Origin of the sequence: Caproicibacterium sp. XB2 (assembly GCF_044880635.1) — a bacterium.
Classification (GTDB): Bacteria; Bacillota; Clostridia; order Oscillospirales; family Acutalibacteraceae; genus Caproicibacterium; species Caproicibacterium lactatifermentans.
This window is the reverse complement of the sequence record NZ_CP173227.1, coordinates 359152-383709: the sequence shown is the minus strand read 5'-3', so window position 1 is coordinate 383709 and position 24558 is coordinate 359152. Positions and strand designations below refer to the sequence as shown.

Here is a 24558-nt window from a genome sequence, read left to right as displayed (position 1 = left end):
AAGGTACAGGCGGCGGCTAAAAACCCGATTGTATGTTACCTCCGCCGGTATTATCCGGATCAGGCCAAAGGGTCCGGAATTTCTCCCGTCTCAGCCAAGCCCCGTAAGGCCAAGCGCCCCATTTATAAGAACGGTTTTATTGTACAGCAGGAAAGCCATTTTGTCAAATCTTGTAGAAAAGGGACACCCGTTACTCCTTGTACTTTGCCGCTGCCGCCAGCAGGTCCCGCAGGATTGGTCCGGCAGAGTTAATGCCGAAAGAATCCGTGTGTTCCACAACCACTGCCGCAGCGTAAGGTGTGCTTTCATTGGATGAAAAAGCGACCATCCAGCCGTTATTCCCGCGGCCGCTGCCCAGTTCCGCTGTACCGGTCTTTGCGCACACGCTGTCGATGCCGTCAAAGGAATCATCACCGTAGGCAATCTTCACGTTGCCGCGCATATAGTTTTTCAACCGGCTGGCTACATCCGAGCTCATCAGCTGCTTGCCAGTCTTCACACTGCCAAACTTGTTTTTATCGGTCAGGTCACCGCTGACGCCTTTAATCACGCGCAGTTCCTGCGGGGAACCACCGTTGGCGATTGCCCCTAATAGACGCACCATATAGCCGGGGCTGACCTGGTCCGTATACTGTCCAGTGCCGGACCAGCCCAGCTGGTTTTTGCTTGCTTTACTCACATCATAGCTGCCCTTTGCTGCATTCAGTGTATCCACCGTATAACCAGAATTCACACCGAGCGCATTGGCTGCAGCGGTCATTTTATCTTTGCCCATTTCCATGGCAAGCGTTGCAAACGTGACATTACAGGAATTTGCGAACGCGTGCTGGAAGTTTTGCGTACCATGCTGCTCGCGGTTTGTACAGGTAATATCGTTGCCCTCTACCTTAATGGCACCGTGGCAGGTAAACATGCGGCTGTCCAAATCCGGAATGTTTTGTATAGCAGCAGCTGCCGTTACAATCTTAAAAATAGAGCCAGGCGTCAGCTGGCCGGAAAGGACCTTATTGACATAAACACCGCTGTACTTGGAATTAGTTTGCAAATTACTGGGTGGGTCGGATGGGTCAAATGTAGGCGTACTGACCATGCACAAAATTTCACCGGTGCGCCAGTTGGTCAAAACCGCGGCACCCTTTCGTCCCGCAAGTGCATTGTATGCCAACTTGTTTAAACGGCTGTCCACAGTAAGGGAAATGGTGCCGCCCGTTTTGGAGGGGTGCACGTCCGTCAATCCAGTAACAATGTTATAACCAGTTAGTTCCGTTTTAAAGGCATTTTGTACACCGGTGGAGATGTTGCCGGCAGAGTCGCCTACCAAATGCAGCGTTGCCTTCCGCACTGTTTCACTGTCCGCATAGGTGCGCTTCCCGTTTTTGGTAGACACCAGTTTTACACCGTTGCGGTCCGCTACAGTGCCGTCCGCCACAGTAGAAGTGCCATTCAGATGCGCATTGTAAGGCTGCATGGCCCATTTGCTTCCCTGTGTGACATACTGGTACAAAAAGGTACACAGCCCCGCAGTAAACAAAAGCAGAAAAAAGAACAGAAACAAAGAACGCTTGCCGGTTGTTTTCATGCTATCTTCGCCTCCTGACTGCATAGGTCCGCTCGTCGCTGGACTTAATAAAGGCCAGCGCACCCCATGTGGCCATCATGCTGCTGCCGCCTGCACTGATAAACGGAAGTGTCACACCGGTAAGCGGAATGATATCCGTGCTGCCGAAAATATTCAGGCATGCCTGAAACAGCAGCATTCCGGCAGCAGCGCAGGCAGTAATGGAATAGAACGTGGAGCGGGAACGCGTCACGTCACTGCGCGCAAACAAAATAAACAGCGCAATCACGCCCACAATAACAACGGACATCAACAGGCCCAATTCCTCATTGAGCATTCCGAAAACGAGGTCACTGGTGTTGGCCGCAATCGTGGTATAGCCTTTCAGCGGGCTGATGCCGCCGCCGAGACCGCCGTTGCCAATACCCACGCCGAACAGACCGCCGCTGGCGGAATAGGTCAGCACACGCGTCTGCTGCAAGCCCTTGTCATACAGATACGCCGGCTCCCAAATGTGGTGCCACACGGCAAACCGTTCTTTGACATGGCTAAACATTCCCAGCACGGTAATAATGCCGACACCGGCCGCCGCAATACTCAGCACGATGGTGCGCACCGAACCGGAACGCATAAAAGCGATAATCAGAAACGTTGCAAAAAAGACAGCCGCGCCGCCGATATCTTTCTCCAGAACCAGGATACCCATGACACACACCAACAAGCCAATGAAACCAATCAGGTTTCGTTTGGTCTGCAAACGGTCCAGTGTAGCGGCACCGGAAAAGATAAATGCCAGTTTGACAAATTCACTGGGCTGCAGAGATATGCCCGCAAAGTAAATCCAGTTTTTTGAGCCGTTAACACTTCTGCCGATAACCAGCGGCGCCGCCAACAACAATACGCCAAAAATGGCAATAGGAATCCGCCAGCGGTTCACGCGGTCCAAATCCTTCATAAACCAAATTAGAAAGGAAAACAGGAAAATGCCCGCTATCATCATTAGGACCTGCATATAAGCGGCATTCATGGTCGGATGAAACAGGGTAAGCTGTGTCGGTGCTGTCTGGGTCTTTGTCAATTTTTGACGCGTACCGCACAGCAGTGCAGTACCAATCCCGCACAAGGTAAACGCCAGCGTTTCCAACTCAAAGTTGACACGACCCAGTACATACCGGGAAACCATATAATAAATCCACTCGGTCATCAGGACCATAACCATAGGCAGCAGCGGCAGCAGCGAAAACTGCTTGTCCGCAAAAAATGCCTGTACAAAACACAGAAGCTGTATGACCACTCCCAGCGCCAACAGACCCGCCGGATGCGGCTTGTGCCGGGAAACGCGCCGCGGCGGTGCCACATTGGCATCCGTTACACGGCGAAAAATCAGATTTGTGCGGCCAATGCCAATTAAATCGCCCGGTATCACCTTCACTGTGCCGCGGATACGCTGTCCATTTAAATAGGTTCCGCCTTTGGAGCCGGTATCCGTCAGCAGCCAGCCGCTTTCCCGCCGCATAAGGACCGCGTGGTCACGGCTAACTGCACTGTCTGTCAGCACAATGTCGCAGCTGGGGCTGCGGCCAAGGCTGTTTTCCCAGTACAGCACAGGAATATTCTTTCGGTTTTTCTGGTTTTCCAGAAAAACCACCGGCTCCTCACGGCGGCGTCCCGCCCGCATAGATGTGTAACAGCAAATTGCCAGAAACACCATCAGTATGGCTGCTACGCCGCGCAGCGCAAAGAAGACCGGTGTCAGTGTAGAAAGCAGCGCCGAAATATTCGACACATGCGCACCTCCCTGTATCGTTCGTTTTCATTTGTTCTTTAGGTTCCTTGTGAAAAAAGAAAAGACAGCAAAAAATCAAGAAGCGGTGCCTCTTGATTTTCATGATGCTGTCTTTTCAGTATACCCTTTTTCACTTGGTTTGTAAAGAAAAAGCACGGGCTGTAAACGCTACAATTCCAGCTCCTGCATCAGTGTCGGCAGACACGGTTCAAAGCGCACACCCCACAGCGGATTTGTGCCCGCCTCATGTGTGCGCCGGACAGCGGCAGCCGTAAAGTCCACTGCCAGCTGCAGTGCACTGCGCAGATGCTTCTGGTGCAGCAGTGCCCCCAGCAAAACCGCGGCGAACAGGTCGCCTGTTCCCTGATAGCTGCCCGCGATACGCGGCCGAAACGCATAGCTGACTTCCCCCGAAGTGCGGTCATATCCCGCCGCACCTATTAGTTCCGGCGAAAACCACACGCCGGTCAACACTGCCACGCGCGGACCCAGTCCTGTCAAGCGGTGCAAAACAGATTCCACATACTGACGCGTACAGGGACCCTCCCGATACGGCTCTCCCAACAGCATCGCCGCCTCTGTACGGTTCGGCACCACCACATCCGCCTGCCGGCATAGTTTTTCGGTACCAGCCGCCATTTCCTGCGTATATGTATCATATAAGCGTCCATCGTCAGCCATTGCCGGGTCCACCAAAACCAGTGTATCCTTCTGACGAAACTGCTGCAGGAACTCCTGTACCACTGCAATTTGTTCCGCACTGCCTAAAAATCCTGTATAGATACTGTCAAACGGAATATGCAGCTCTTTCCACTGACGCAAAAAGCCGTGCATCTCCGGCGTAAGGTCACGCATCGTTACGTCCGGCAATCCACCCGTATGGGAGGACAGCACTGCTGTGGGCAAACAACAGACTTCATGCCCCATGCAGCTGAGCACCGGCAGAATAACACTGAGGGAACATTTGCCGAAACCGGACAGATCGTGAATAGCCGCTACTCTTTTTTGTTCTGAAAACATTTTCTCACCTCAAACCGTTTTTACAGAACATAGTACCACCCTGTTACAGCGAAATGAAGAAAAACCTGTCGCAGAAACTGCCTTTTTCTCACAGCCAGCAGATTTTATGCCTTGGGCGGCATTTGGCGCAGATGGTCCAAATAGCCCTGCAAAATAATGGTTGCCGCGACCGCATCCACAACGGATTTCCGTTTTTTCCCGCGGACGTTGCTCTCATTCAAATACCCATGTGCCGTAATGGTTGTGCCGCGCTCGTCCCACAAAGTGACCGGCACACCTGCCGCCGTCTGCAGCTTTTCGGCAAATTCGCGGGCACCCTGCGCGCTGGCACCCTCGGTTCCGTCCATATTGCGCGGCAGGCCAACAACCACCTGCTGCACACGGTTTTCCTGGATTCTGCTGACAATGCGCAGCAGCAGTTTATCCCAGTTATAGGAAGGCTCCACCCCCAGCGGAGAAGCCAAGAAACAGCTTTCATCACTCAGGGCAAGCCCCGTGCGGGCATGACCGAGGTCGACGCCGAGAATTCTCATGCTCGTTTCTGCCCCCAGCCCATTTTTTTCATAACAGACATATCCTGCCCCAAATGTGCCGCGTCACCCATGCGCAGGACTTTGCAGCTGCCGTCATCGGCAAAAGTTACTTCCGAAATGGAGGTGTTGTCACACAGCGGCACCATGTCAATTTTAGAAAGCGGCAAACCCAGTGCCCTGCAGAAAAAGCACCGCAGCGCACAGCCGTGTGTGGCGATACATACCGTCACTTTCTGATTTGGTACATTTCCTTTTTTTATGATTCTCTGAACGCCGTTCCAGACACGGTCCTGTACCTGTTGGATATTCTCGCCGCCGGGCGCCTGAAAGTCGGCCAGATGATTCTGCCATGCGTCCGCTTCTTTCGGAAATCGAACGGGCAGTTCGCTCCACTTCAGGCCTTCCATACCGCCCACATCAATCTCCAGCAGGCTGCTGTCCGTATACAGCGGTACATGATGGTACTGATTGATAGCTTCAGCCGTTAGGCATGCACGTTTCAGCGGGCTTGTGTACATGGTCTGAAATGGCACATTACGCAGCCGAACCGAAACCGCCTCCAACTGGCGGCGGCCGAGGTCCGTAATGTCACTGTCTCCACGGCCCTGGTAAACGCCGTCCACATTTCCGCGGGCCGCACAGTGACGCACCAGATAAAGGTCTACCAAGGGCGCACACCCCCCGTCAGTTCTGTTACATTTGCAATGGAATGATTATTCAAATACTCTTCAAGACCTTTCAGGATTTTAACCGGCGCATAGGGGTCCGTGAAGAAAGCGGTACCGACCTGAAACGCCGACGCACCCGCCAGCATCATCTCCACAGCATCCTGCCAGCAGGAAATTCCACCCAATCCAACGACTGGTATCTTTACACGGCGGGCTGTCTGCCAAACCATTCGCACTGCCACCGGAAATACCGCCGGGCCGGAAAGGCCGCCGGTGTTATTGTGCAGGACTGGACGCCGTGTACGAATATCAATGCGCATACCCGTCAGTGTGTTAATCAGTGAAACAGCATCGGCACCAGCCGCCTCTGCCGCCGCCGCATTTTCGGAAATGTCCGCTACATTGGGAGAAAGTTTCACCATCAGTGGCTTTTTGCAGTGCTTTCTTACCTGCGCCGTAATGTTTTCCACCCCTTCACAGGTAACGCCAAACTGTACGCCCCCTGCCTTTACATTCGGGCAGGAAATATTCAGTTCTATCATATCAACGATAGAGTCGCTCAGCCGCTCCGCCATGTCGCAGTAATCTTCAGGTGTTCTGCCGGCAATATTGGCAATCACCACGGTTCCCTGCTGTTTCAGCCACGGCAGGTCCTCCCGCAGGAAATGTTCCACGCCGGGATTCTGCAGGCCAACCGAGTTAAGAATGCCCGATGGTGTTTCCGCAATGCGCGGCGGTGGATTGCCCGGCCGCTCCTCCAGTGTAATGCCTTTGCAGGAAATGCCGCCCAACACAGAAAGCGGGTAAAACTGTGCATATTCCCGACCGAATCCGACGGTGCCGCTGGCGCCAATCAGTGGATTGGCAAACGGAACGCCGGCAATGTTCACTCGCATATCCGCCATTACTGCACCCCCTGTTCCCAAGCAATCCGGCTTGCTGGAAAGACCGGCCCATCCTTACAGACATGGCCGTAATACTGGCTGCCGTCCGGCCTGTACAGCGCCGTGGCACAGCCCAAACACGCGCCGACGCCGCACGCCATGCGCTGTTCCATAGAAACCCAGCACGGCACTTTTCGCTCGGCACACAGTGCCGCCACGGCCCGCAGCATGGGCAGCGGCCCGCAGGCACAGCACACATCAAAGGAAAGTGTCTGCAGTACGCCCGTTACCAGGCCGTGAAAGCCGGCGCTGCCGTCATCGGTAGCAAGGTGCACTCGGCACCCGGCCGCTGTGAAATCGTCCGCCAGAATAACCGCCTCTCGGCTGCGGAAACCCAGCACCGCTGTTTTCTCACCGGAAAAGGCTGTTGCCGCGCCCAGCAGCGGCGGCACCCCAATGCCTCCGCCGACAAAGACTGCACGCTTTTCGGCCATCTGCTGCGGGAAGCCATTCCCCAGTGGCGCCAAAATATCCAAACTGTCCCCCGGCCGTACTTCAGAAAGCTGCTGCGTTCCTTCCCCGCGTACCTGCACAACAAAGCGAAGGGTATCCGGCCCAATGCCGCAGATAGAAATAGGACGGCGCAGAACTTTTCCGGGAATACGAATTTGTGCGAACTGCCCCGCTTTTGCAAGCGGCGCCAGCTTTGGTGCCGACACTGTCAGGCTGAAAATATCCGCTGTCAGCTGCTGCCGTGCCAAAACCGGACAAATTTCAATATCGTATTTCATCGGATTCCTCCAATTTCCGAAACGATGTCGTCACGCATGCGCACCGCTTCTTTCGCCGCGGCTGCAGCATAGTCGCGTTCGTCCGCACCGGTTTTCTGCCATGCCGTTAAAATACTGCGGGAGGCGTTGACAACTGCGCCCAATCCGCGTTCATCAAAGGCAGGCGCCACATCTTTGGCACCGCCGCCTTGCGCTCCGTAGCCCGGCACTAAGAAAAAGGTATGCGGCAGTGCCCGGCGCAATTCCGCCAACTGCGCTGGATAGGTAGCACCGACTACGGCGCCAACGCGGCTGTAGCCGTATTCACCTCGGGTATCTGCCCCCCACTGCTCACACAAACCGCCAACCGTCGCGTAAAGCGTCTTTCCGTCCGCAAACGTGCGGTCCTGTAGTTCGCCGGACGAGGGGTTACTGGTTTTGACTAACACAAATGCAGAACGGTCATACCGTTTGCATACCGGCAGCAGCGGCTCAATGCCGTCCGCTCCCAAATAAGGGTTAACGGTCAGCGCGTCCCCCGCAAATGCCGGCAATGCCTGCCCGGCTACTTCGGTTGTACCCAAATGTGCCTGTGCATAGGCCTGCATGGTGGTGCCGATGTCATTGCGTTTGCCGTCCAGAATGACATACAGGCCTTTCTCCTGTGCGTAGCGGATGGTGGCCTCCAATGTGCGCATTCCCTGCCAGCCGAACTGCTCATAATAGGCACACTGCGGCTTGACCGCCGGCACAATGGATGCCAGTGCGTCAATGATGCCTTTATTAAATTGCAGAACCGCGGCCGCGGCACCTTCCAGAGTCTTGCCGTACTGGCTGTAGGCCGCATTCAGCATGGATTGCGGGATATAGGACAGCTTCGGGTCCAGCCCAGCAACTGTCGGGTTCTTTTTTGCACGGATTGCTTCAATGAGTCTGTCCATGAGTAGCTCCTTATAATTTGTATTTGAATGATATCAAAATCGTTTTATTATGGATTTTTCCCGTCCTGATACACCAATTTTCCTGCACAGTAGGTACGCTTGACACGGCCGCACAGATTTCTACCCTTGAAAACGGCATTTTTGCTTTTGCCGTGCATCTTTTCGGGGTCCACTATCCAGTGCTCTTTTGGGTCAAATAGTACAATATCCGCCGCCGAACCGGAAAGCAGCCCCCCGTATGGCAGCCGCAGCAGTTTTGCCGGCGCAGCGCTCATTTTGTACAAAAGCTGATTCAAAGTAAGATGTCCGGGCTTTACTAAATAGGTAATGCCCGCCGCCAAACTGGTTTCCATGCCGATAACGCCGTTGGGCGCCATAAAGAAGTCCCCCTTGTCATACGGCGTATGCGGTGCGTGGTCCGTTGCAATGACGTCAATGGTGCCGTCCTTTAGCCCCGCAATAACGGCGCGGCGGTCCTTTTCCGTACGGAGCGGCGGACTCATGCGCAGGTCGGCATCCTTGCCGCGCAGGGCTTCCTCTGTTAGCGCGAAATAGTGCGGCGCCGTTTCACAGGTAACTTTTACGCCGCGCTTTTTCGCGGCACGGATAAGTTCCACACTGTGCTGGCTGCTGACATGGCAGATATGCACAGGTACCCCTAATGCCTCCGCCAGCGCCAGTTCCCGTGCAATGCCGCATTCCTCCGCGGCCGCAGGAGCACCCGGCACATCCAGTTCCCGGCTGACTTTTCCCTCATTCATAATACCGTCCGCTGTCAGTTCCGGCACTTCACAGTGGGAAACGACTGGCAGCCCAAGGTCGGCCGCCTCTTTCATGGCTTCTGCCATCAGGTGAGAATTTTCCACCGGACGGCCGTCGTCCGACAGCGCCGTTACGCCGGCCTCTTTCAGCGCCTTTAAGTCAGTGCGTTCTTTCCCGTGCAAACCAACTGTCAAGGCACCTGCCACGCGCACACGGGCACTGGCATTGCGGGCTTTTCGCAAAATATAGGCCACCGTATCCGGCTCATCTACTGCCGGACTGGTATTCGGCATACACAAAAGAGTGGTGACACCACCGGCCGCCGCGGCACGGCAGCCGGTAACAATGTCCTCCTTTTCTGTATAGCCCGGGTCCCGCAGGTGAACATGCATATCCACCAGTCCCGGCGCAGCAACCAGACCGGTGCAGTCCACCGTTTCAGCATCTGTCACGTCAATATGCCCGCCGGCACCGATAATGCACCCATGCTCCAGCAGCAGGTCACCTGTCTGCGGAGATGGGCGTTCCGGGTCAGCAAGGCTCGCGTTTTTCAGCAAGATCTTCATGCCAGGTCCTCCTTCATCTTCTGTTCAGTATTATACAATATTTTGCGGGAAATGGACAGACCTTTCCCAGAAAGAAAGGAACGGGCTGCGGCAGGGTATTTCCTGCGCAGCCCGTTCCTGATTTTTGCTTGTGTTTTTTACCGAATAACGCGTACACGGATAACTTCTTCGGAAGCGTTCAGCTGTTCCGCCACTTCCGGCTTAATCTCACCGGTGACGTCCAAAATAGTATAGGCATAATCTTTGCGGGACTTCGACTGCATATTCTCAATGTTAATGCCCATGTCCGCCAGCTTCCCGGAAAAGCGGCTGATGGTATTGGGAATATTGCGGTGCAGAATGCAGATACGCTCGCCGTCGCGTGCCATGGAAACTGCCGGCATATTGACGCTGTGGCGAATGTTGCCGTTTTCCAGGTATTCTTTCAGCTCATCTGCTGCCATACGGGCACAGTTTTCTTCGCTTTCCGGAGTGGAAGCACCCAAATGCGGCAGTGCAATAATATTCGGATTGCTAATCATTTCCGGTGCCGGGAAGTCCGTTGCATAGGCCGCTACCTTGCCATTTTCCACGGCCTGCAGCATGGCCTTGGTATCCACCAGACCGCCGCGCGCAAAGTTCAGCACGCGTACGCCCTTTTTCATTTTAGAAAGGGCGTCTTCACCAATCATGCCCTTGGTGTCCGGCGTCTGCGGAACATGAATGGTAATATAATCGCAGTCCTGCCAAATCGTGTCCAGCGTACGGGCATGGTGAACCGAGCGGGACAGTCCCCAAGCGGAATCTACCGACAGGAACGGGTCATAGCCATACACTTCCATGCCCAAGCTTTTGGCTGCGTTGGCAACCAGTACGCCGATGGCACCCAGACCGATAACACCTAGCTTTTTGCCGCTGATTTCCGGTCCGGCAAACTGACTCTTTCCCTTTTCAATCTGTTTGGGAATATCGCTGCCAGTCAATGTTTTGCACCATTCAATGCCGGGAACAATTTTGCGGGAAGTGAGAAACAAGCCGCACAGCACCAGCTCTTTTACAGCATTGGCGTTGGCACCGGGTGTGTTGAAAACGACAATACCCTGTTTACTGCATTTATCCAGTGGAATATTGTTGACGCCGGCACCGGCACGGGCAATCGCCAAAATTTTATCAGAGAACGTCATATCCAGCATAGAAGCGGAACGCACCATAATGGCGTCCGGGTCCTGTACATCCTGACCGGCTTCATATTCTTTGCCAAAGCGGGCCGTGCCCGCTGGGGAAATCTTATTCAGGTACTGAATTTTATACATGCTAAGATCTGCCTCCTGTTCAGCGGTTTTCTTTCTCAAATTTCTCCATGAAACTGACCAGCTTCTCTACGCCCTCGTAAGGCATAGCGTTGTAAATAGAAGCACGCATACCACCGACGGTGCGGTGGCCTTTCAGGTTCACCATGCCTTCATCCTCGGCTTTTTTGATAAACTTTTTGTTCAGTTCATCGCTGTCCGTGACAAACGGCACATTCATCAGGGAGCGGTCCTCCGGCACAACGGTGCCATGGAACAGCTTGCTGTTGTCCAGGAAACTATACAACAAGTCCGCCTTCTTGTGGTTTCGCTTTCCCATTTCTTCCAGACCACCAATTGTATTCTGAATCCATTCAAGTACCAGCATACAAATATAAATTGTCCAGCACGGCGGGGTGTTAAACATACTGCCGTGGTCTGTATGTGTTTTGTAGTTCATCATGGTTGGCGTCATTTCCTGTGCATGGCCAATCAAATCGTCCCGCACCACAACGATTGTCAGACCGGCCGGAGCCAGGTTTTTCTGTGCACCGGCAAATACCAAACCGAACTTGCTGATATCCAGCGGCTCGCTGCAGATGCAGGAAGAAATATCCGCTACCAGCGGCACCTTTCCAGTCTGCGGCAGGTCATGATAAACCGTGCCGTAAATGGTGTTGTTCATGCAGATATAAAAATAATCCGCGTCCGGTGTAAAGGCAGCAGGGTCCAGCTTCGGGATATATGTAAATGTTTTATCCTTGCTGCTTGCCACAACATGAGTCTGTCCATAGCGGGAAGCTTCTTTCCACGCTTTGGTGGCCCACTGGCCGGTCAGCACATAGTCCGATTTATGGGAACCATTCATCAAGTTAAACGGCACCATGGCAAACTGGCTGGAAGCGCCGCCCTGCAGGAACAGGACCTTGTAGTTATCTGGAATTTTCATAACGCTGCACAGGAGGGACTCTGCACGGTCGATGATGCCCTGGAACAGACTAGATCGATGTGACATTTCCATGACAGACTGGCCGCTGCCCTGGTAATCCAGAATTTCTTCACCAGCACGGCGAAGAACTTCTTCTGGCAGCATGGAAGGACCTGCAGAAAAGTTGTACACACGTTTCATACGACTAAACCTCCAATTTTTATAAGCAGCGGCGGCGCCTTTCGGCACCGCACTTTCAAGATTGTTAAAATTATATCGCTTTAAAATAATAAAGTCAACAAAGAAAATGATAAAATATGCAATTTTGGCTTTCTTCCTGTGCAAAAAGCGCCGCTGAAGCATCTTTTTGTCTGTAAATTCCGCTTTTCAGTAAAATGGAGAAAAACCAGTTTGAGAAAGCAATTTTTTGAAAAAAACGAAGTCTGCCTCCCGTTTCACGCGTGTTTTGTCGGAGAACGGCCTGTAAAAAATAGGTTGTGCACAAAGAAGCGGACAAAAATTCCGCTGCATTTTTCTCAGCCGCTATCCTTCAGTATATGCGGGTATACAGTCAGCTGAACCATGTATAGAAAGGAAGCCCCGGTTTCCCGGCTCTTTCAAATGCTTTTTTATTTTGGCGCTGTCATTTCGAGCGTATTTCCTTCGCTGTCCAAAAATTTCACAACCCAATTTTCACCGATTTGGGTAATCGGAAAAGTCACTTTCTTTCCGGCACATTTGCACCTAAGCGTGTCAAGGTTCGGTATGGAAAAACTGGGCAGGCAGCTATTTCCATAGGTATGCGCTTCTCCCCTCTTTTGATACGCAAACAAGCCCTGCCGAAAGCCTTGCAGGTCAAACACGCTGTAAATCTCCACGGTTCATTTGTTTGACACACAGATAAAGCGAATTGATTTTACAGTTCATTTTGCAGAAAGGCCCTCTGGACAGCGGGCAGCGCCGCTGTCACAGGCAGCCTGTGCTACTGCTTTTGCCACTGCCGGCACAACCCGCGGGTCAAAGGCTTTCGGCAAAATGCACTGCGCCGACAGTTCTTTTTCCGCCAAGATACCCGCCAGCGCATAGGAAGCCGCCGTCTGCATCTCATCGTTAATGTCATTTGCCCGCACATCCAGCGCACCGCGGAAAATGCCGGGGAATGCCAGCACATTGTTAATCTGGTTTGGAAAATCAGAGCGGCCGGTTCCTACCACAGCCGCACCGGCCTTCAATGCTTCTTCCGGCATAATTTCCGGTACTGGATTGGCCATAGGAAACACAATGGGGTCCTTCGCCATGCTGTGAATCATTTCCGGCTTCAAAATGCCCGGTGCAGAAACACCGATAAAAACATCCGCGCCCTGCAAAGCGTCTGCCAAACTCCCCTGTTTATGTTCCTGATTGGTCAAATGGCTCATTTCCTCGTGGGCAGGATTCAGGCCCTCCATTCCTTCGCACAAAATACCAAAGCGGTCGCATAAAATCAGGTTTTTTAGACCCAGACGCATCAGGTGCTTCGCAATAGCGATACCCGCACTGCCCGCGCCATTGATGACACAGTGTACGTCCTGTATTTTGCGGCCGGTCACCTTCAAGGCGTTCATCAGTGCGGCACCGACAATAATCGCTGTGCCGTGCTGGTCATCGTGAAAAACCGGAATATCGCACATCTCTTTCAGCCGTTTTTCCACTGTAAAGCAGCGCGGTGCGGAAATGTCCTCCAGATTGATGCCGCCGAAGGAACCGGACAGCAGATAAATCGTGCGCACCAGTTCATCTACATCTTTTGTTTTCAGGCAGATAGGGACCGCATCAATATCCGCGAATTCCTTAAAGAGCACGCATTTGCCTTCCATAACCGGCATACCGGCTTCCGGCCCAATGTCGCCCAGCCCCAGAATTGCCGTGCCGTCCGTGATAACTGCCACGGTGTTCCACCGGCGCGTCAGGGTGTAGCTTAAAGATGGGTCCTTCTGGATGGCAAGGCATGGCTGTGCAACGCCGGGGGTATAGGCCAGCGAAAGGTCATGGCTGTTTTTCACCGGCACACGGGAGTGGACCTCCAGCTTTCCCGCCCATTTGCGGTGCATCTGCATGGCTTCTTCTTTAATGTCCATTTTATCCTCCTGATAGTTTTAATTTTGACGCAAAAACAGGAATTGTCTACAAATAATGTACCACACAGCTGGCTGTGTTTGCAACCGCATCCAGCGAACAAACCTGTTTGGTTCGCAAAACCAATGAAAGCTATTTAAAAAAATTTTTTCTGCATATTCCAGCTGCCGCCGCCATAAAATAGTACCATTATCCCAGTGAAAAGCTACACAAAAAGAGAGCGGCCCCGGCGGCCGCATGGCGGCCTAACCGGAACCGTTCTCTTTTCGTTCCCTAACTTTGCAGAGCCAACGCTCTTTCGGTATTTTTACATCTACTGCATTGGTTTCACCCGGATGTTCTGTGTCCTTCGAGTACTCCAGGTGTTTTCTACTGCTTTATTGGAGACATCTCATCTTCTTATGCCCCGCAGGGCTGCCTGCTGAATCAGGCTTTATGTTGAGGCTGCCAATTCCAGTTCACTCTGAAGTGCTCGACCTTTTTGTACCGCTCGTAACAAGTATCCTTCCTTTCCAAGAAGATAAGGCTCTCATCCTGTCTTTGGGACTCAAATCCTTTCTACTGGTCTGGTCACTTTCGGTTACCTTACGGGCTTCCAAAACATCTAAACACTGTACATTGGACTACATTCCCTCCGCTTATACGGTGCTGACGCATTTTGGCTGTCGGCGGTTACTTTTCAGATGACAGGCATTTACCGGATACCTGCTCCCGATTTCATCCGTCCGTATCGCTTTGTGCAGTCCGCACCAGCTTTTTTGCCGTTGCCCTTCGCCCGCCTACTTTGCCGTTTGCCGGTTTTGCGGCTGTCCGACTTTCTGCTGCGGCGTTAAACTTTATCGGCTCGGCCGCTGCACCCTGCAGCTGGCCGGAGGCCCTTACAGGGGACTCCTTGTGTCAGTTTTCAGCAGCGCAGCCGCACACAGACTGCACTGCAAAACTGCCGATCGGTTCTTCGTCCATGGGACTCGCTCCTTTCCTCACTGGCACTACTCACAGTACCCGCTTTTTATACTTTCACAAGGAACCGGCTGACATTTCCGTTTTTCCGCCTCCCGTACTGCAGGTACCTTTTTTGGTGCCCACCTGCGGTCGGCTGTTGTGGTTCTGTCTGCCTGTTTCCTTGTTTCTGTCTATAGTATAGTGGATTATGTGTAGATTGTCAATACTTATTTTATACATTTTGAAATTTTTCTATAGAAAATGCCATTTTTCGCTCTCCTGTCAAAAAATTGCATCTTGACTTCTTTCCTAGCGCTGTGTACAATAGGACTTGTGAAAAGCACCGGCGTACGTCCTGCTTTTCCATGGTCCGTTTTTACAGCAGCATAAAGAAATCTGCCGGGTGCCATAGCCCCGGCTGTGTGGAGGCAACTTCTGTAATGAGCAACGAATTTGGCCCCGACCTGTTCACACTGGTCGATGAAGAAGGACACGAGCATGAATTCGAGGTCCTGGATGTCATTGACAACGACGACGGCACGTTTTATGCGCTGCTGCCTACCTTTGAAAATGCCCAGGACAAGGTAAACGACGAGGGAACTTACTACATCTTTCAAAGTTACGACCATGACGGTGAGCAGGAGCTGGCCGAAGTGGAAGATGATGCTCTGCTCAACAGTCTGGCTGCACAGTTTGAAGAACACTTTGCAGATTTATACCCCGATGACGGGGCAGCTTTTGAGGATGAAAAAGACTAATATTATGGGACGCTTCCTGCCCGGTACGCGGACCTGTGCATAGAATAACCCTACAATTTTAAATCGGGAGTTTTGTTCCGGCGGTGGAACGCAGACCTCCCGGCCCTCGGGCCGGAAGCTGGGAGTACGAAGCCGCCGGGCGGACACCCACCTGTCTTTCGTAGGCAGGTTATTTCTGCACTTTACGGCCGGGCGGGCCTTTGAAAATGATATGAGCCGTTGCAGCACAGTTTTCTGTGTCTGCAGCGGCTCTTTTTGATAGACGGAAAAAAGAAAAGCATATCCGGCTCGCTTATCCCGGATATGCTTTTCTTCTATCCTTTCTATCACAGAATTGAAGGTTTTATTCTACGTTCTTCGTGGCAATCATGTCAACACCCGTGCCAGCCACATTTACTTTAACCACATCACCAATTTTGACTGGTGCTGGAACAGAAATGCCAACCAAGTCATGTACACAATTGAAAATTTTACTTTTGGGGACATCTGTGCGTGTTTTGCAGGAAACCGTCACGGCACCAGTTCTGCTGCCGGACACACGTACAGAACTGGTGACAATGCGTGTCGGATTGGTCACTTCTTTGCGGGCATACGCGTCACCGCGTGGGCAGGTATTTCCAGTGACAGAGGTCACTTTGCCGCCCGCCATGGCAACAGTTATCTGGCAGCCAAGTGGGCAGCCAATACATGTAAGATGTTTTGTATCCATCTTCATTATGCCTCCTCTACTTTGATGCTGATATCAGAAAGGTCCGGATGTGCGTCAAACATACTGCGTGTAAGAACGACTTCTTCCATCTCGCCAGGTGCCATGACAGGACGTTTGCGGTGAATCACACGTTCGCCGTCAAGGTAGACATTGACAAAGTGATTCTTCATAACGCTGCCTACACGGAAGCGAACGGTTTCTTTATTACCCGCATATTTCGGGTCAATCGTGCATGGAACCGTGTAGCGGGGACCGCCCGCAACGTGGATCGGAATTTCTCTGCGTCCGCTTTCGTTTCCATCTGCAGCAACATACGCAGCCGCCGCACGGCCGGCGGCACCCGCTTCTTCGCTGACATAGTCGACAAGGTCATGTACATGCAGGACATTGCCAGCCGCAAATACGCCCGGAATGGAAGTTTCAAGGCTTTCATTGACTTTAGGCCCGTTGGTAATGCGGTTCAGTTCCACACCCATTCCCCTGGAAAGCTCATTTTCGGGAATTAGGCCACAGGAAAGAAGAAGGGTATCACAATCGTAGCGCTCTTCGGTTCCCGGAATCGGCCGTCTGTTTTCATCTACTGCTGCAATGGTCAGGCCTGTCAGTCTTTCCTTGCCCTCAACGTCAATGACTGTATGGCTTAGTTTCAACGGAATATGGAAGTCATCCAGGCACTGCACAATATTGCGTTTCAGGCCGCCGGAGAACGGCATCAGCTCCGCCACGACCAAGACCTTTGCCCCTTCCAGCGTCATACGGCGTGCCATAATCAGGCCAATATCTCCGGAGCCGAGAATAACGACACGGCGTCCCGGCATATAACCTTCGATATTAACCAGCCGCTGTGCCGTACCGGCTGTGTAAATGCCCGCCGGACGAAATCCCGGAATATTCAGGGCACCGCGCGGACGTTCACGGCAGCCCATGGTCAGAATAACCGCTTTCGCCTTTATCTGAAAGAGGCCGTCGGTACGATTCATTGCCGTAACAACCTTATCTTTGGAAATATCCATAACCATGGTATTCAGCTTGTACGGAATTTTTCTTTCTTTCACTTGGTCGATAAAGCGCTGTGCATATTCCGGTCCGGTCAATTCTTCTTTAAATGTATGAAGGCCAAAGCCGTTATGAATACACTGGTTAAGAATACCACCCAGACGGTTGTCCCTTTCCAGAATCAAAATGTTTTCCGCACCGGCATCGTGGGCAGACACGGCCGCCGCCAATCCGGCCGGACCGCCGCCAATAATGATAATATCATAATTTTCCATATTCTTTTCCCCCTATGCCCTGTCTTTTGTATTGCCGACAATTAGTTTGGAGGCGCCGCCGTTTTTCGTGATTTCATTCTGTCCAACGCCCAGTTCACGGGCAAGAATTTCAATCACACGCGGTGTACAGAAACCTGCCTGACAGCGTCCCATGCCTGCACGGGTACGGAATTTAACACCATCAATGCTTTTTGCTCCAAGCGGACGGTGAATGGCATCCAGTATCTGCCCTTCTGTAACACTTTCACAGCGGCAGACAATCTGACCGTAAGCTGGATCTTTTTGAATGAGCTCTGCCCGCTCCTGAAGGGAAAGCGTTTTCGGGTCTATAATACCTTTGCGAACTCCATTGAACTTCGGGTTCGGCTGCAGGTGCATTTTGTCCCGCAGAAGGTCCGCTACGGTCATGCCAATAGCTGGTGAGGAAGAAAGCCCCGGTGACTCAATGCCCGCACAGTCAATGAAATGTGGTGCGTCCTCTGCCTCGCCGATAATAAACTCGTGGTGGTCCTCGTGTGCACGCAGTCCGGCAAAGCTGGTAATGGTCTGACGGAGCGGAATGTTTTGAATGGCAATGTCTGCCTTGGCCGTCACTTCATCCAGTCCAGCAAGGGTTGTGTTCGTTCCTTCTTTATCTTCAATGTCAACTGCGGTTGGTCCAACGATTGTATTTCCGTGGACAGTGGGCGCAACCAAAACACCTTTTCCGTATTTTCCGGGAAGCTGAAACACAGTATGCTTTACAAAACCGTCCGTCGCATGGTCAAGAATAAAATAATCTCCGCGGCGGGGTGTAATGTGAATTTTTTTCGCGGATACCATGTTGTGAAAAACATCGGCGTAAAGTCCTGCTGCATTGACAACATAGTTTGTGTCCAGCGCACCCTGATTTGTCTGTACTGTCCAGTGGTCGCCGTTTCTGACGACCGCCGTCACTTCTGTATTAAACTTGAAGTCCACACCATTTGTATTTGCATTTTCAGCGAGCGCAATCGTAAGGGTGAACGGACACACAATACCGGCGGTCGGTGCCCACAAGGCCGCCACCGCGTCATCGCTTACATTTGGTTCCAGTTCCCGCATACGCTCTTTCCCTACGATTTCCAAACCTTTAACGCCGTTTTTAATGCCGTTCTCATACAGCTCTTTTAAATACAGCATATCGTCTTCATGCATACAAACCACAAGACTGCCATTCTGCTGAAACGGAAAATCCAGTTCTTTTGCCAGTGCGGGCATCATCTGGCTTCCCTTTACATTCATTTTCGCCATCAGGCTGCCGTGTGCAGCGTCATAGCCAGCATGAACAATGGCACTGTTGGCCTTTGAGGTCCCACAGCAGACATCATCCGCCCGCTCTACCACACACACTTTTGCCTGGTATCTGGAAAGATACCGCGCAACGGAACATCCTGTGACACCGGCTCCAATAATGATAATATCATACATGGTGCTGTCACTCCTTTTTATTGTTTTTCTGTATTTTTTGATAAAAAACGGGCAGTTCTGTTCCCTTGTCCCAAAACGCATTCGTCTGGGACGGCCAGAACTACCCGATTCTCTACTCTCTACGGGAACTTATAAAATTGATGTATCTTATGGAGCGAGCGTTACGGTAGCTGCCCACGGAATCAGTTTATAAACACCAACAGCTGCAAGTGCACCGAGGATTGGCCCAAGAATCGGAACAATCAGTCCATATTTCCAATTGCTGCTGCCCTTGCCCTTAATCGGCAGAATTGCATGTGCAATCCGGGGACCAAGGTCACGAGCCGGGTTAATCGCATATCCGGTCAGCCCGCCAAGGCTCATGCCGATGGAAACGATGATGGCGTTAACGAGGATTTTGCCAACGCCTGCATTCAGCTGCGGAACCTGTCCCAAACCAAGGATGATAAAGACAAGGACAAAGGTACCGACAAATTCTGAGAAGATATTGCGCGGAATGTCTTCAATCGCAGGGGCGGTCGAGAACACGCCGAGCTTTGTGGCCGGGCTGTCCGTCGCATCAAACTGGTCCTTGAAGAGCAGATATACAATGATGCCGCCAAGCAAAGCACCAGCAATCTGCGCAATGATATATCCCAGCACAAGGTCCCAGCGGAAAGTTCCGTTGACCGCCAGTGCAAGCGTCAGGGCCGGGTTAAAGCTGGCTCCTGATGCAGCGCCGAAACAAATACCCGGCAGCATAACGGCAAGGCCCCAGCCAAGCGTTATTTGAATAGAACCGGCTCCCTTCATTCCTGACTTATTCAGAGTAACGTTTGCAACAACGCCGTCGCCCAGAATAATCAGGATACACGTACCAACAAATTCACTTATGTATGCTAACATGGTTCCTGTTCCTCCTTACTTTTCTCTGCTCCCTTGAATTATTCATCCTTTGCCCAGCCGAACGAGCACTTCACAGCTTTGTTCCAGCCTTTAATCATGGCTGCGCGTTTGTCGTCCGTAATTTCCGGCTGGAAGGTGCGGTCGATTGCCCAGTTATTCTGGATATCCTTTGTGCTGCCCCAATACTTTACAGCAAGTCCTGCCAGATAAGCAGCACCCATTGCGGTCGTTTCAATACAGGTAGGCCGCATAACCGGTGCGTTGATAATGTCAGCCTGTGTCTGCATCAGGTAGTTGTTGGCGCAGGCGCCGCCGTCCACTTTCAGGCTGGTAAGGTCAATTCCGGAATCAGCACGCATGGCCTGCAGTACATCGTTTACCTGATAGCAAAGGCTGTCCAATGTAGCGCGGATAATATGATATTTATTGCAGCCTCTGGTCAGCCCGACGATAGTGCCGCGCGCGTATTGGTCCCAATGCGGTGCACCAAGTCCTGTAAAGGCCGGCACCACATAGCACCCGTTTGTATCTTTGACGCGTGTTGCCATATATTCGGAATCCGGTGAAGTATCAATTATTTTCAGCTGGTCTCGCAGCCACTGAATCGCCGCGCCCGCGACAAAGATGGAACCCTCCAGTGCATAGTTTACTTTTCCGTCCAGCCCCCATGCCACGGTGGTTACCAGACCGTTTTTGGAAAACACCGGTTTTTCGCCTGTGTTCATCAGCATAAAGCAGCCTGTGCCGTATGTATTTTTCGCTTCGCCCGGCTCGAAACAGGTCTGCCCGAACAAAGCTGCCTGCTGGTCACCGGCAACACCGGTAATCGGAATAGTTGCACCGAGGAACTGCGGGTCCGAATAGCCAAAGAGTCCGCTGGACGGCATCGGTGTTGGCAGCATACTTCCCGGAATATCCAGCTCCTCAAGAATATCCTTGTCCCACTGCAGGGTATTGATATTGAAAAGCATTGTGCGAGAGGCGTTGGAATAGTCGGTTGCATGAATTTTTCTGCCCGAAAGCTTCCACATTAGCCAGCTGTCGACGGTGCCAAAATACAGGTCACCTTTTTCCGCGCGCTCGCGTACACCTGGCACATTTTCCAAAATCCAGTGAAGTTTTGTTGCGGAGAAGTAGGCATCAATGACCAGTCCCGTTTTGGCACGGAAAGCTTCTGTCAATCCTTTTGCCTTCAAAGAATCCGCATACTCGCTGGTACGGCGGCACTGCCACACAATGGCATGATAGACCGGCTCACCCGTGTTCTTGTCCCAGACGATGGTTGTTTCACGCTGGTTTGCAATCCCGATTGCTGCAATGTCAGAAGCAGTTGCACCAATCTTCTGCATTGCCTCAACGGCAACGCTGAGCTGTGTCGCCCAAATCTCGTCTGCGTCATGTTCCACCCAGCCCGGTTTCGGAAAATACTGCGTGAATTCCTTCTGTGCTACACTGCATATCTCTCCCTTTTCATTAAAAAGAATGCAGCGGTTGGACGTCGTCCCAGCATCCAAAGCCATGATATACTTTCCCATTTTACAACATCCTCCTTTTATTACATCTGTCCTGATGACAGCTGTATGCTTTTTTCTGTTCCTCTTTGTGGCGGGGAACTCAGTATGTTGGGCAGCCCACAATGGCATGCTCAATTTATCTATATTTTTATAAAACATCTTGTATTTTATAGGCATTTTCATCTCGAAAGGTCCGGTGAAAGCTCCGCCCTGTTACAGCGGAGCAATAATGGCAGCTACTGTTATGCCGTGGTTGTGCAGTACGGGAAACATACAATGGGATTTTGTTCAAACATTCTGCGGCCCTGCAGGATACTGCAGAGGATATGAATTCTTTCTCGGCCGGTTTTGTAGTCAAACGTTTTACGGTCTATCAGCGAATCCATCAAATTGTTAATGGCTGCCCGTGCAAAAAACTCAAGTGCAAACCTGTCATTGTCTGAAAGTTCTTCCACCCGCTGCAGTTTGTCCGGGTACAGCGTCAGCAGTTTATCTGAAAAAACGGGAAGCCATTTCTGCATAGTCAGCGTCCGGCCGACCTCCACCAGCGTTTTTCTGTAAAACACACGATTGCTGTCGATAAGAACCATCATATGATACAGCCATATTTCACAGTCCGCGTTTTCGGGACCTGACAGCGGCGCAATCAAGTTTGTGTTTATTTCCCAATCCAGCACATCATAAATGTCCTGAAAATGATAATAAAAGCTTTGGCGCTTCATGTTGGCCCGGTCCATTATGTTCTGAACCGTAATTTTGTTGAGTGGCCTTTCCTTCATTAGGTCCCGAAGCGTTTCTACAATCCGCTCTTTTGTCATACAGCGCATAATCCGGCACTTCCTTTTCCCAATCCGGCTTACATATCCCACACTTTTTCGTTTGTCGCTGAAATGGCCATCGCGCCGGCCTGCAGGGCATTGATAACGTCCTGCTTTTTCCGAATCAAACCGCCGGTAAGCAGCGGCACGTTGGTCATGCAGCGAATATCCCGAATGATGTCCGGCATGACGCCCGGCAGAATTTCCAAAAAATCAGGACGGATATCCGACACATTTCTCGTTTCCGCAAGGGCCATAGAATCAATGACAAAAATACGAAAGACCGTGTACATGTGCAGTTCCTTTGCCCGCTGAATTAAGTTTTTGCGGGTCGAAATAATGCCGTCCGCTTTGGTATTCCTATGAATATAGTCAACCGCTATTTCTTTGGCGGAAAGGCCTCCAATCAGGTCCACATGCACCATCGCAATTTTTCCGGCAGACACGATTTTGTCAACAATTCGGGGAATATTGCAGATGTCTCCATATAAAATAAAGACAACCTTTATTTCTTCGTGCTTAAGGCATTCCTCCAGTCCCTCGTTGTTTTTGACTGCCGCTATGACCGGATTCTGTCGAACGGCATCATAGAATTTTTGTTCCATCCGTGACCTCCAGATGTATTTTATCGAAAAAAGAAGAGTATAGAAAAGCACCGCCATATTTCAGGCAGAAATTTTCCATACTCTATTTCTCAGGGTAATTCTTATTGAATTGTCTGCTGTGGATTTCTTTTGTTCCTTGTATAACGTCCACCAGCATTTCTTTTCAGTTCATATTATAGTCATTGTATAAAATAATGTCAAGATTTATTTTAAATTTTCATACAGTTTTTAATTTTTGCCTTTTGTACACCTTCTATCTCTTTTTCAGCATGCCGGTTAGTTCCTAAATCGTCACGCCGTCAATAGCCGCCCTCTCGCTTATTTTCCGCCCGGAATGCCGTGGAAAAAGGCCGCCCATATCCGTTATTTTTCACAATAAAATTTGACATATCGCATATAATGTCAAAACATTTAACAATATGTTCTTGATTTTTCACCCATTTACGATATAATGCAAAGGTAACAGCTATATGCGAAAAAACAAAAGGAGGATTTATCCATGAGCAAGAAAAAAGAACTCGGCCTGCACAACATGAATGGCGCAACTTCAGATGATGACAAAAGATGCGGCCTAAACGATATGAATTGTCTGGGAAAAGACAATGCCGACGAGTGCAGCTTGAACGACATGAACTGTCTGGGAAAAGACGATGACACGTCCTGCAGCCTCAGCAATATGAACTGTGACGAGGATACTGAAGAGGATAAAGAGTCCGCCGCAAAAAAAGCAAAAACCAAACAAACAAAATAATATGATGAGGTCCAGCGTCTGCGATTTTTTATGATAAAGTGAGGGCTTGTCCATGAAAAAGTTCATCAATGACGTGAACAATGTAGAAGAAGAAATGATTGAGGGTATGGTCAAAGCTTATCCTCAGTATCTCAAAAGAGTAGAAGGCACAAACGTGCTTGTCCGTGCAGAAAAAAAGACCAATAAAGTTGCCCTTATCTCGGGCGGCGGCAGCGGCCATGAACCGGCGCACGCAGGCTACGTTGGGCGCGGAATGCTAGACGCGGCTGTCCCTGGTCCGGTATTCACTTCCCCTACCCCCGACCAAATTTTGGCCGGCATTCATGAAGTTGCAACAGAGCAGGGCGTTCTGATGGTTGTTAAAAACTACACCGGCGACGTCATGAATTTTGAGATGGCGGAAGAAATGGCCCAAAGTGAGGGCATTTCTGTAAAGCATGTGGTCACCAATGATGACGTGGCCGTTAAGAACTCCTCGTTTACCGTGGGGCGCCGCGGCGTGGCGGGTACGGTATTCGTACACAAAATTGCCGGTGCAAAGGCGGAGGCAGGCGGCTCCCTCGATGAAGTGCAGACGATTGCCCAAAAGGTTATCGACAACGTCCGCACCATGGGTGTTGCCATCAATCCGTGCACAGTGCCTGCTTCCGGCAAGCCGGGCTTTACTCTCGATGAAAACGAAATGGAAGTTGGTATTGGAATTCATGGGGAACCCGGCACACACCGTGAAGGAATCAAACCTGCGAACGAGATTGTGGACATCGTGCTGGATAAAATTCTGGCTGATATCGACTACTCTGGCACAGACGTGGCTGTCATGGTCAATGGTTCCGGTGGGACGCCACTTATGGAACTGTTCGTTCTCAACAATCATGTGCAGGACGTCCTGCAAAAGAAGGGCATTCATGTATACCGGACTTTTGTCGGGAACTATATGACCTCTATTGAAATGCAGGGATTCTCGCTTTCTCTCTTGCGTCTGGATGATGAAATGAAGAAACTGCTGGACGCTCCGGCAGACACCCCTTCGTTTAAAGTGCTTGGGTAGAGGCTTACG

General features: G+C 51.3%; 23 protein-coding genes, 1 other RNA gene and 1 riboswitch. Of the genes, 4 read left to right on the top strand and 20 right to left on the bottom strand.

Going from position 1 to position 24558, the window contains the following annotated elements; all coding sequences use genetic code 11:
- Positions 1–18 precede the first annotated feature (18 nt).
- A riboswitch (TPP riboswitch) is annotated at positions 19–131 on the bottom strand.
- A gap of 59 nt (positions 132–190) precedes the next feature.
- The 13 genes from ACIHKT_RS01755 to ACIHKT_RS01695 all read right to left on the bottom strand — a co-directional run bounded on the left by ACIHKT_RS01755 (position 191) and on the right by ACIHKT_RS01695 (position 13801).
- Positions 191–1579 (bottom strand): penicillin-binding transpeptidase domain-containing protein, encoded by a 1389-nt coding sequence (locus tag ACIHKT_RS01755; protein ID WP_086035208.1) that lies wholly within the window; start codon positions 1577–1579, stop codon positions 191–193.
- A gap of 1 nt (position 1580) precedes the next feature.
- The gene (locus tag ACIHKT_RS01750; RefSeq protein WP_236849675.1) at positions 1581–3344 is read right to left on the bottom strand and encodes an FtsW/RodA/SpoVE family cell cycle protein; all 1764 of its coding nucleotides are present in this window, start codon (positions 3342–3344) and stop codon (positions 1581–1583) included.
- A 168-nt stretch (positions 3345–3512) separates the two neighbouring features.
- Positions 3513–4364 carry a pyridoxamine kinase gene (locus tag ACIHKT_RS01745; RefSeq protein ID WP_404352635.1) on the bottom strand — a complete coding sequence of 284 codons (852 nt, stop codon included), beginning with the start codon at positions 4362–4364 and terminating at the stop codon, positions 3513–3515.
- A 104-nt stretch (positions 4365–4468) separates the two neighbouring features.
- The gene (ruvX, locus tag ACIHKT_RS01740; RefSeq protein WP_086035206.1) at positions 4469–4897 is read right to left on the bottom strand and encodes a Holliday junction resolvase RuvX; all 429 of its coding nucleotides are present in this window, start codon (positions 4895–4897) and stop codon (positions 4469–4471) included.
- Positions 4894–5565, bottom strand: coding sequence for a histidine phosphatase family protein (locus tag ACIHKT_RS01735; RefSeq protein ID WP_086035205.1), 672 nt, complete (start codon positions 5563–5565; stop codon positions 4894–4896). Before ACIHKT_RS01735 ends, ruvX begins: the two co-directional genes overlap by 4 nt.
- Positions 5559–6470 carry a dihydroorotate dehydrogenase gene (locus ACIHKT_RS01730; protein ID WP_086035204.1) on the bottom strand — a complete coding sequence of 304 codons (912 nt, stop codon included), beginning with the start codon at positions 6468–6470 and terminating at the stop codon, positions 5559–5561. Before ACIHKT_RS01730 ends, ACIHKT_RS01735 begins: the two co-directional genes overlap by 7 nt.
- A complete protein-coding gene (locus ACIHKT_RS01725; RefSeq protein WP_086035203.1) occupies positions 6470–7240 on the bottom strand; it encodes a dihydroorotate dehydrogenase electron transfer subunit in 771 nt (256 codons plus the stop codon). The genes ACIHKT_RS01730 and ACIHKT_RS01725 overlap by 1 nt, the downstream gene beginning before the upstream one ends.
- Complete coding sequence (gene pyrF, locus ACIHKT_RS01720; protein ID WP_086035202.1) at positions 7237–8160, bottom strand: orotidine-5'-phosphate decarboxylase; 924 nt, start codon at positions 8158–8160, stop codon at positions 7237–7239. Before pyrF ends, ACIHKT_RS01725 begins: the two co-directional genes overlap by 4 nt.
- A 47-nt stretch (positions 8161–8207) precedes the next feature.
- Positions 8208–9488 carry a dihydroorotase gene (locus ACIHKT_RS01715; protein WP_086035201.1) on the bottom strand — a complete coding sequence of 427 codons (1281 nt, stop codon included), beginning with the start codon at positions 9486–9488 and terminating at the stop codon, positions 8208–8210.
- A gap of 137 nt (positions 9489–9625) precedes the next feature.
- Positions 9626–10780, bottom strand: coding sequence for a phosphoglycerate dehydrogenase (locus ACIHKT_RS01710; protein WP_086035200.1), 1155 nt, complete (start codon positions 10778–10780; stop codon positions 9626–9628).
- Between the two features lie 19 nt (positions 10781–10799).
- Positions 10800–11885: a 3-phosphoserine/phosphohydroxythreonine transaminase gene (gene serC, locus ACIHKT_RS01705; protein WP_404352631.1), complete on the bottom strand. Its 1086-nt coding sequence runs from the start codon at positions 11883–11885 to the stop codon at positions 10800–10802.
- A 428-nt stretch (positions 11886–12313) separates the two neighbouring features.
- Positions 12314–12547, bottom strand: coding sequence for a VOC family protein (locus ACIHKT_RS01700; protein WP_338031346.1), 234 nt, complete (start codon positions 12545–12547; stop codon positions 12314–12316).
- A 60-nt stretch (positions 12548–12607) separates the two neighbouring features.
- Positions 12608–13801, bottom strand: coding sequence for an NADP-dependent malic enzyme (locus ACIHKT_RS01695; protein ID WP_404352629.1), 1194 nt, complete (start codon positions 13799–13801; stop codon positions 12608–12610).
- A 1380-nt stretch (positions 13802–15181) separates the two neighbouring features.
- Between ACIHKT_RS01695 and ACIHKT_RS01690 the strand changes: the two genes are divergently transcribed.
- Both ACIHKT_RS01690 and ssrS read left to right on the top strand, forming a co-directional pair.
- Positions 15182–15499, top strand: coding sequence for a DUF1292 domain-containing protein (locus tag ACIHKT_RS01690; protein WP_086035195.1), 318 nt, complete (start codon positions 15182–15184; stop codon positions 15497–15499).
- A gap of 10 nt (positions 15500–15509) precedes the next feature.
- Positions 15510–15702, top strand: a non-coding RNA gene (gene ssrS, locus ACIHKT_RS01685) — 6S RNA.
- Positions 15703–15842: 140 nt separating this feature from the next.
- Here the strand turns inward: ssrS and ACIHKT_RS01680 are convergent.
- The 7 genes from ACIHKT_RS01680 to ACIHKT_RS01650 form a co-directional block, all read right to left on the bottom strand.
- Positions 15843–16208, bottom strand: coding sequence for a DUF1667 domain-containing protein (locus tag ACIHKT_RS01680; RefSeq protein ID WP_086036801.1), 366 nt, complete (start codon positions 16206–16208; stop codon positions 15843–15845).
- A 5-nt stretch (positions 16209–16213) separates the two neighbouring features.
- On the bottom strand, positions 16214–17479 hold the full coding sequence (locus tag ACIHKT_RS01675; protein WP_086035194.1) for an NAD(P)/FAD-dependent oxidoreductase: 1266 nt from the start codon (positions 17477–17479) through the stop codon (positions 16214–16216).
- A gap of 12 nt (positions 17480–17491) precedes the next feature.
- Positions 17492–19009, bottom strand: a complete 1518-nt coding sequence (locus ACIHKT_RS01670) for an NAD(P)/FAD-dependent oxidoreductase (RefSeq protein ID WP_157658891.1) — start codon at positions 19007–19009, stop codon at positions 17492–17494.
- A gap of 66 nt (positions 19010–19075) precedes the next feature.
- Positions 19076–19813 (bottom strand): MIP/aquaporin family protein, encoded by a 738-nt coding sequence (locus ACIHKT_RS01665; protein WP_086035192.1) that lies wholly within the window; start codon positions 19811–19813, stop codon positions 19076–19078.
- Positions 19814–19851: 38 nt separating this feature from the next.
- Positions 19852–21348: a glycerol kinase GlpK gene (gene glpK, locus ACIHKT_RS01660; protein WP_174403119.1), complete on the bottom strand. Its 1497-nt coding sequence runs from the start codon at positions 21346–21348 to the stop codon at positions 19852–19854.
- 221 nt (positions 21349–21569) lie between these two features.
- A complete protein-coding gene (locus tag ACIHKT_RS01655; protein ID WP_086035190.1) occupies positions 21570–22154 on the bottom strand; it encodes a TetR family transcriptional regulator in 585 nt (194 codons plus the stop codon).
- A gap of 29 nt (positions 22155–22183) precedes the next feature.
- Positions 22184–22750 (bottom strand): glycerol-3-phosphate responsive antiterminator, encoded by a 567-nt coding sequence (locus ACIHKT_RS01650; RefSeq protein ID WP_086035189.1) that lies wholly within the window; start codon positions 22748–22750, stop codon positions 22184–22186.
- Positions 22751–23249: 499 nt separating this feature from the next.
- On the opposite strand from ACIHKT_RS01650, the gene ACIHKT_RS01645 reads away from it, so the two are divergent.
- Both ACIHKT_RS01645 and dhaK read left to right on the top strand, forming a co-directional pair.
- Positions 23250–23501, top strand: a complete 252-nt coding sequence (locus tag ACIHKT_RS01645) for a hypothetical protein (protein WP_086035188.1) — start codon at positions 23250–23252, stop codon at positions 23499–23501.
- Positions 23502–23553: 52 nt separating this feature from the next.
- Entirely contained in the window at positions 23554–24549 is a 996-nt protein-coding gene (gene dhaK, locus ACIHKT_RS01640; RefSeq protein WP_086035187.1) for a dihydroxyacetone kinase subunit DhaK, read from the top strand.
- The last annotated feature ends 9 nt before the right edge of the window (positions 24550–24558 follow it).